We start from the raw sequence: 437 nt of genomic DNA on the forward strand, positions 1-437 counted from the left end.
ACTAGCGCTGTATTTGATGAAGTGGCAACGATGTTGAGGTTTTTCAAATCGGTCACCTGTAAATCATTTACAAAAAATGGGATATTGCCAGTAGCTGAATTGCAATTGGTGGTTTTACTGTTTGTGTTTGTAAGAGCCGTGGCACTAAAAGAAATAAACGGCTGCGTTGCAGAAACTAAATTGCCGTTATTAAAATATTCAAAATAATCGAGTGCACAGTTGTTGGCGGTAGATGAAAAATTGTTGTCGGCAGTGCTTACAATTTTTATGGTGTGGTTACCATAAGGCAGCGCAAGATTTTCGTAAGCAATAAATTGGTTATCTTTAAACCACATCCAGGAATCGTACATTTTTACCTGGACGCCATCTATTAAAACTTGGATAATACCGCCATCGGTATTGTTACGTGTTACAAAGCGAATGCCAGTACCTGTAAA

At 38.2% G+C, this 437-nt stretch carries 1 protein-coding gene; it reads right to left on the reverse strand.

What is annotated here, in order from left to right; genetic code table 11:
- The coding region (locus ACT9TX_RS18480) for a hypothetical protein (protein WP_481340603.1) at positions 1-437 on the reverse strand (437 nt) is incomplete at both ends.

It is taken from the genome of Parasediminibacterium sp. HNIBRBA5674 (assembly GCF_056745525.1).